This window comes from Nocardiopsis alkaliphila YIM 80379 (assembly GCF_000341005.1).
GTDB lineage: Bacteria > Actinomycetota > Actinomycetes > Streptosporangiales > Streptosporangiaceae > Nocardiopsis > Nocardiopsis alkaliphila.
On sequence record NZ_ANBD01000032.1, the window covers coordinates 68,960 to 76,247 of the forward strand.

4 protein-coding genes and 2 pseudogenes are annotated in these 7,288 nt (G+C 68.7%); 5 read left to right on the forward strand and 1 reads right to left on the reverse strand.

Features of this window, described 5'->3' with window-relative positions; all coding sequences use genetic code 11:
- The first annotated feature begins 13 nt into the window (after positions 1 to 13).
- Positions 14 to 1,459 carry a sensor histidine kinase gene (locus D472_RS0104900; protein WP_017603388.1) on the forward strand — a complete coding sequence of 482 codons (1,446 nt, stop codon included), beginning with the start codon at positions 14 to 16 and terminating at the stop codon, positions 1,457 to 1,459.
- Positions 1,460 to 1,550: 91 nt separating this feature from the next.
- On the opposite strand, the pseudogene D472_RS28995 reads toward D472_RS0104900, so the two are convergent.
- Positions 1,551 to 2,711: pseudogene (locus D472_RS28995) on the reverse strand (TAXI family TRAP transporter solute-binding subunit); the annotation flags it as partial.
- 52 nt (positions 2,712 to 2,763) lie between these two features.
- On the opposite strand from D472_RS28995, the gene D472_RS0104910 reads away from it, so the two are divergent.
- From D472_RS0104910 to D472_RS0104925, 4 genes and pseudogenes are all read left to right on the forward strand, one after another.
- Positions 2,764 to 3,807 carry a TAXI family TRAP transporter solute-binding subunit gene (locus D472_RS0104910; RefSeq protein ID WP_026117389.1) on the forward strand — a complete coding sequence of 348 codons (1,044 nt, stop codon included), beginning with the start codon at positions 2,764 to 2,766 and terminating at the stop codon, positions 3,805 to 3,807.
- Between the two features lie 14 nt (positions 3,808 to 3,821).
- A complete protein-coding gene (locus D472_RS0104915; RefSeq protein ID WP_017603391.1) occupies positions 3,822 to 4,409 on the forward strand; it encodes a DUF1850 domain-containing protein in 588 nt (195 codons plus the stop codon).
- 67 nt (positions 4,410 to 4,476) lie between these two features.
- A complete protein-coding gene (locus tag D472_RS0104920) occupies positions 4,477 to 6,681 on the forward strand; it encodes a TRAP transporter permease (protein WP_017603392.1) in 2,205 nt (734 codons plus the stop codon).
- Between the two features lie 24 nt (positions 6,682 to 6,705).
- Positions 6,706 to 7,288, forward strand: a pseudogene (locus D472_RS0104925) (hypothetical protein); the annotation flags it as partial.

Below are 7,288 nucleotides of genomic sequence, written 5' to 3' on the forward strand. Positions count from 1 at the left end.
GAAAGGGCCGGACGTGCGTAGACGCCTGGTGACCGTGTACGTCACCCTGCTGGTGACGGCCTGTCTGGCGCTGGCCGTGCCGTTGTGTGTCAGCATCGCGGCTCGTGGCACCTCGGACATGCTGCTCGACCGGATCAACGACACCGCCCGTTTCGCGGGGCTGGCCGAGCCCGGTGTTCTCACCGGTGACGAGGGGACCCTGGCCGGTGAGCTGGCCGCCTACGACCAGGTCTACGGGATCGCCGCCGTGGTGGTGGACCGGGACGGGTCCGTGGTGGCCTCCTCCCGTCCCGGGCTGACCCTGGCCGAACTGGGGCCGGCAGGGTGGCCGGAGAGCGACGGGCAGGTACCCGGACCGGTCCGCACCGCCCTGGCGGGGAACCGGATGGGCGCCGACACCGTGGTCTGGCCTTGGCAGGACGGCCCCCTGGTCGTCGCCGAACCCATCGGGCGTTCCGGGGAGGTGGTCGGCGCGGCCGTCACGGTCTCCCCGACCGAGTCCCTGCGCCGTGCGATGCTCCTCCAGTGGGGAGTGGCGTGGTTCGTGGTCACCGGACTGATGTTGGTCGGTTGCGCCGCGGCCGGCCCACTCACCCGTTGGCTCCTACGGCCCATCGACGACCTCGACGAGGCCACGCGCGCGGTGAGCGGTGGCAGCCTGGACACCCGGGTGTGCACCGCGGCCGGACCGGAGGAACTACGGCGGCTGGGGGAGTCCTTCAACCAGATGGCCGACACCATCACCTCCATGCTGGAGAGCCAGCGCACCTTCGTCGCCTACGCGAGTCACCAGGTGCGCAACCCACTGGCGGCGCTGCGGTTGCGGGTGGCCGGCCTGAGCCGGCACCTGGGCCCGGAGGGGATGGAGGACCACCGTCTCGCCCTGGACGAGGTGGACCGGCTCACGCGTATCTGCGACGGCCTGCTCACCTTGGCCCGGACCGAGGACCCCGAGCACTCGATGGTGTGGGAGGACGTCCGAGAGGTCGTCGATGACCGAGTGGCGGCGTGGAGCCCCATCGCGGAGCGTGCCCGGGCCGTGCTGGTCGGCGAGGGAGTCTCGAGCGTGTCGGTGCGCTGTGTGGAGGGCACCCTCGACCAGGCCTTGGACGTACTCATCGACAACGCCCTGAAGTTCGGTGGGCGTGGGGTGCGGATCTCGGTCCGAGTGAACGAACCGGTCATCGGACCCGACGGAGACGGGTACTTGGACGTGCACGTGGTGGACGATGGTCCCGGGCTGCCCGCAGGTCGCCTCGAACGGGCGACCCGGCCCTTCTGGCGAGACGGTGGCGGAGGCGATGGTGGCTCCGGGCTGGGATTGTCGATCGTGGTCACCCTCTTGGAACTCCAGGGCGCGGAGTTGACGCTACGGTCGGCCCCTTCGCACGGGATCGACGCGAGGATCCGTCTACCGATCCACGCCGACCGATCGTCGAAGTCGCCCGCCCTGGGGTGAGACCGAGAGAGGACCCGTCATAGGCGTACTTGACCGACCGGTAGTAGGTGATGGCCCCCGGGTGCAGGGGCACCGGCAGGGTGGCGATCGCCGACCTCGGGTGCAGGTGGAGGGCGACCGGGTGGATCTCCACCAATGCGTGCCGTGACTCGAACAGCAGCCGGGTGAAGTCCTCGGCGGTCTGATCCGGCATCCGCGCGTTGACCACCAACAAACTCGGGACCCCGATGGTGCGCACTGCGGGTACGTCCTCGTACGTTCCGGTCGGTACTGGCAGTTCGGAGTAGAATTCCCCATGTTCCTCGACCAGTTCCGAGACGTGCTCGGACAGGTCCAGCAGTCGGATGGGGACACGTGTGGCCAGGTCGGAGACGGCTTGGGTGGGTAACCCACCGGACCAGAAGAACGCGTCGACGCGTCCCTCCTCCAGTGCCTGGACAGAACTTCCGATGGAGAGCCGATAGCGGGTCACCCCCGTGGGAGAGGGCCCCGAGGCCTCCGGGTCCCTCACGTTCCGGGGCGGCCCCTCCTCCGCCGAGGACCCGGCGGAGGACTCGGAGGTATCGCCCAGCCCGGCGGTGCTGAGCAGCCGTTCCGCCATCATCTCGGTGCCGGACCCCATCGCGCCCACCGAAACGGTGCCTCCGGCCAAGTCGGCGAGCCTTTCATAGGAAGAGTCCGCTCGGACCACCACGTGCGTGTGGTTGTCGTACAGGCGGGCGATCGCGGCGATGGGCAAGGGCTCGTCGAAGGGTTCGGCGCCCTCGACCGCCAGTGCGGCCACGTCGGCCAGGGTGAAGGCCGCGTCCAACGACCCCGAGGCGACCAACCTGTTGTTCTCCACACTCGCGGCGGTGGTCAGGGCCGTGATCCGGGTGTCGGGGTCGGACTCGGTCACCCGGGCCAACCCGGTGCCGTACACGTGGTAAACGCCGCCGGTGCCGCCCGTGCCGATGGACAGGTGGAGCGGATCCGGGCGTGGGGGGTGCGACCACGAGAGCAGGGAAACGGCCAACAGGCCGGTGGCCAAGGCTCGGATGGTCGCCCACCGCCGGTGAGTGGGGGGCCATGCCATGCGCGAACGATAGCAACCGGGGACGAACCTCAGGGGAGGCTCAAATACCACCCGCGGAACTGGTCTCCCCGAGGGCATGACCGTTACGTTTCCGGGCGGAAAGCGGTGTGGGACACGTTCGTGTCCGGAGGACGGACGCGTATCGGTGGTGTGCACCCCCGTCACCGTTCTCGACATCCCTGCTTCTCGACACCCCCTGATTCACCACCTCGAGAGGAACCAACCGACCATGCGACGCAAATCGCCGACCCTGGCCGCCATTCCCGTCAGCGTCCTCATGCTGGCGGCCTGCGGTGGGCAGCCCGCCGAGCAGGCGGCCGAGGACGTCGGGCTCGGTGAAGGGCCGATCCAGTCCAACCTCAGCATCGTCACCGGCGGCACCAGCGGTGTGTACTATCCGATCGGTGGTGCCCTGCGCACCATCATCGGCGACCACCTGGAGGGCCAGAGCGCTTCGGTCGAGGCCACCGGTGCCTCGGTGGAGAACATCCGCCTGCTCAACGGTGGAGAAGGCCACCTGGCCATCGTCCAGGGTGACGCCGCGGACCAAGCCTTCACCGGCACCTCCGAATTCGAGGGCGATCCGATCGAGACCTACTCGCTCGCGGTCATGTACCCGAACGTCTTCCACGCGGTGACCTTGACCGACATCGCCGAGGAGAAGGGTTTCGAGTGCTTCTCCGACGTGGTGGACAGCCGTTACTCCGTCGGTGACATCGGTAGCGGGAACGAGGCCACCACCAAGCAGGTGTTCGAGTCGCTGGAGATCGCCACCACCGAGATCGAAGTCCAGCAGCTGGGCTACGCGGAGACCGCCAACGCCCTGTCCAACGACCAACTCGACGCCGGCTCCTGGGTCGTCGGTGAGGGCCACTCGGGTATCACCGAGCTCGGCACCACCGAGGACATCCACATCATCCAGATGTGCGACGAGGAGCGTGAAGCGATCGTCAGCGGTTACGGCGGCTACACCGAGCACACGATCCCCGGTGGCACCTACCCGGGGGTCGACGACGACGTCGAGACCATCGCCGTGTGGAACGCCCTCGTCGTCTCCGGCGAGTTCAACGAGGACCAGGCCTACGACATCACCAAGGCCATGTTCGACAACATCGACGAGGTCATCGGCGTCTACGCACCGGGCGAGGAATACCTGGTCCCGGAGTCGATCGAGAACAGCCCCGTCCCCGTCCACCCGGGCGCCCTGCGCTTCTACGAGGAGCAGGGCGTGCAGATCCCGGACGAGCTGCGGCCCGGCGTCGTCCAGGAGTAGGGCGAGTCCCGCCGATGGTGGCTCCGACCGAACACCGCTCCGTGGACGCCGTGAACGCCCGGTGTCCACGGAGCGCGGTGTTGCACAGCGCCGCGTTCTGGATCGCGGGAGTCCTCTTCGTCGCCGGGGTGGCGGCCACACTGGTCCCACTGTGGCCCGCGCTGCGACTGAGCGTGGACGGTGACCGGCTCGGTCACCTGCCCTTGGCCGAGGGCGAGCCGTTCACCCTCTCCTACGTGCACTCGATCGACCGGCTGCCGATCGAGGAGAACATCGAGGTCCGAGACGGGACCCTGGTGGTCGACTCCACCCGGCTGCGCCAATTCGGAGCCGGTATGGGGCATCGACCCGGTGAGGGGACCGGCCGGGCCGATGGCGAGTGGTGGGTCATCGAGGACATGGATCGCGACATCGGGTCCGAGGTCGCGATCCGTGTGGGCGCACCCTCCATCGACCATCGCCTACGCACCCCCGACGCGCAGGTACGGCTCTCCCCATGCCTGGCCACCCGGCGGGTGGTCGTCGAACCCGTCCGAGCCACCACCCTCCAGTTGCTGTTCGACACCGAGCCGCAGCCGGAGTGCGAGGCACCCTCCGACTGAGATACTCCGCCGTGCGGCTCCCATGAGCACACGCTTCGCGCGGACCAGACAAGCCCGAGGAAAGAAGATGGCCCAGACGCCACAGGACCGGAGTGACACCTCTCCGGCGTCGCAGGCGCCGGACGAGAACGCGCGTGACGACGCGACCCCCACGTCGACCGGTGAAGGCGACCGTGAGACCGGTACCTCCGCCGACGCGTTGCCCGACGTCGACGGGATCGGCGCGGACGCCCCGCCGTTCTGGCGTAGGGTGACCGCCGAGCGCTGGGGCGAGGGCCGTACCGGACTGATCATGGGTGGGATCGTCCTCGCCCTCGGGATCGCCCTGACCCTCTTCCAGCTCCACATCGCCCTGCGCGCCGGTCTGGACGCCCGACAACAGCGTCTGATCCACCTCATGCTGGTGATGCTGATGGTCTTCATCGTCATGCCGCCGTTCAAGGGGAGCAAGGCCCAAGGCCGCGCTCCGGTGCGGATACTCGGAGCGGTGCTGGACCTCCTCTTGGTGGTCGGGACCGTGGCGGTCAGCCTCTACCCGATCATCTTCCAGGCCGAGTTGGCCCGACGGGCCGGCGCCTACACCGAACTCGACTGGATCATGGGCGCCATCGCCATCCTGATCCTCTTGGAGGCCACCCGGCGAGCGGTCGGCATGGTCATGGTCGTCCTGGCGGCCGGCTTCCTCTACTACGCCTGGGTCGGTCCGCTCATCCCGGGACAGTTCGGTCACTCGGGCGCCACCTACGAGCGGATAGCCACCCACACCTACCTGGGCAACGACGGTATCTACGGGCTCACGTTGGGCGTCGTCGTCACCTTCGTGTTCGTGTTCATCCTGTTCGGCGCGCTGCTGTCCAAGACCGGCGGTGGCAACTTCTTCGTGGGCCTGGCCTACGTCCTCACCGGTCGCATGGTGGGCGGACCCGCCAAGGGAGCGATCCTGGGCAGCGCCCTGATGGGTTCGGTGTCCGGGAGCGCCATCGCCAACGTGGCCACCACCGGACCGTTCACGATCCCCCTGATGAAGAGGGTCGGTTACAAAAAGCACGACGCCGCGGGCGTGGAGGCCGCCGCCTCCACCGGCGGCCAGATCCTGCCGCCCATCATGGGCGCGGGTGCGTTCCTCATGGCCGAGCGATTGGGCATTCCCTACGCCGACATCGTCAAGGTCGCGATCATCCCCGCGCTCATGTACTTCGCGTTGATGTTCTTGTTCGTGGACATCCTCGCGCGCAAGCACAACGTCGGTGCGATGGGCGAGCACGACGTCCCCACCCTCGCGATCGTGATGCGCGCAGGCTGGCACTTCCTGGCCCCGCTCATCCTGCTCATCGTGCTGTTGCTCAACTACGTGCCGCCCACACGGGCGGGTCTGGCCGCCTGCGGTGCCCTGCTGGTCGTGGCCATGCTGCGGGCCGGCAGTCGACTGAGCCTTCGGGACTTCTTGGAGGTGTTCGTGATGGCCGCCCGCAGCACCTTGCCGGTGTCGGTGGCGTGCGCCGTCGCGGGTGTCATCGTCGGCATGGTCGGTCTCACCGGTCTGGGCCTGGTCTTCTCCGACGTGCTGGTGAACGCCTTCGCCGGCAACCTGTTCATGACCCTGGTGATGGTGGCCCTGGCCTCCCTGGTCCTGGGCATCGGCCTGCCGGTGACCGCCTCCTACGTGGTGCTGGTCATTCTGGCCGGCCCGGCGTTGGAGCAGTTGGGGCTGGCGCTCATCGTCGCGCACATGATCGTGTACTGGCTCAGCCAGGACTCCAACGTGACCCCGCCGGTGGCCTTCGCGGCCTTCGCGGCGGCCGGTATCGCCGACTCCAAACCGATGCGCTCGGGTGTGTCCGCGTGGAAGTTCGCCAAGGGCCTGTACCTGATCCCCTTGCTGATGGCCTACTCCGCCCTGATGGAGGTCGATGGGCCGGTCCTGGACCTGATCATGGCGATCGTCACGGGGGCGGTAGCGCTCGCGGCCGGAGCCATGGCCATCGAGGGCTGGTTCCTGCGTCGCACGCTGCCGGCTGAACGCATCGCCCTGGGACTGTCCGCCGCTCTGGTCCTGATCGCCCCCGAATGGACCGGCTGGGTCGAGGCACTTCTGTCGGTCCACGTGGCATCGCACTGGTTCGTGCTGCTCGGAACGGTCGCCTGCACCGTCCTCATCACGCTCCAGGTGATCAACCACCGACGGGACAAGGCCAGGGGCCTGGTCGCCCCCGTGGGTGAGCCGCGGCAGGTGGAGGCCCTCGGGGAGACGGAGGAGAAGGTCGGTCGATGACCTAACCTCGGTGTCATGGCCGGCATGTGGCGATTCGGACGCAAACCCTCCAGGGCGTTGACCGGGACCGACCTCGAAGGAGCGTTGGTCTCCGCGTCCCTGGGCACGGACCCGGTGTCGCGCGCCGCCTGCGAGGCGGTGCGCGAGGGCGACGTCGAGGTAGGTGCCTCCTTGCTCATGGAGACCCGTGAGGATCCCGAGGCGCGTGCCTACCAGGCCGAGTGCCTCGGCCGTGCCGCGCTCGACCGTCCCCACGAGGTGGCCGGTCTGATCGAGGCCGGCGTGGACCGGGGCGATGGGCTCTTGTGGCTGGGGCACACCCTGCTCGCTCGGGCCATGTCACTACCCTCCGGTGGCCCCGCCGAACGCAAGGCCGTGGAGGCCGCCCTGCACGAGGTGCGCATCCCGCTGCGGGAGGCCGCCCGCCTGAACCCCGACGACGCCGCGCCCTGGGCGGCCCTCCAGACGGTGGCCATGGGGCTGGGCGATCGGGAGGAGCGGGAACGTGCCTGGATCGAGGCGAGCGCCCGCGCGCCCCATCTGCTACCCGCACACATGACTCGGGTCCGCGCCCTGGCCCCCAGCCGTGGCGGGTCCGCGGAGGAGA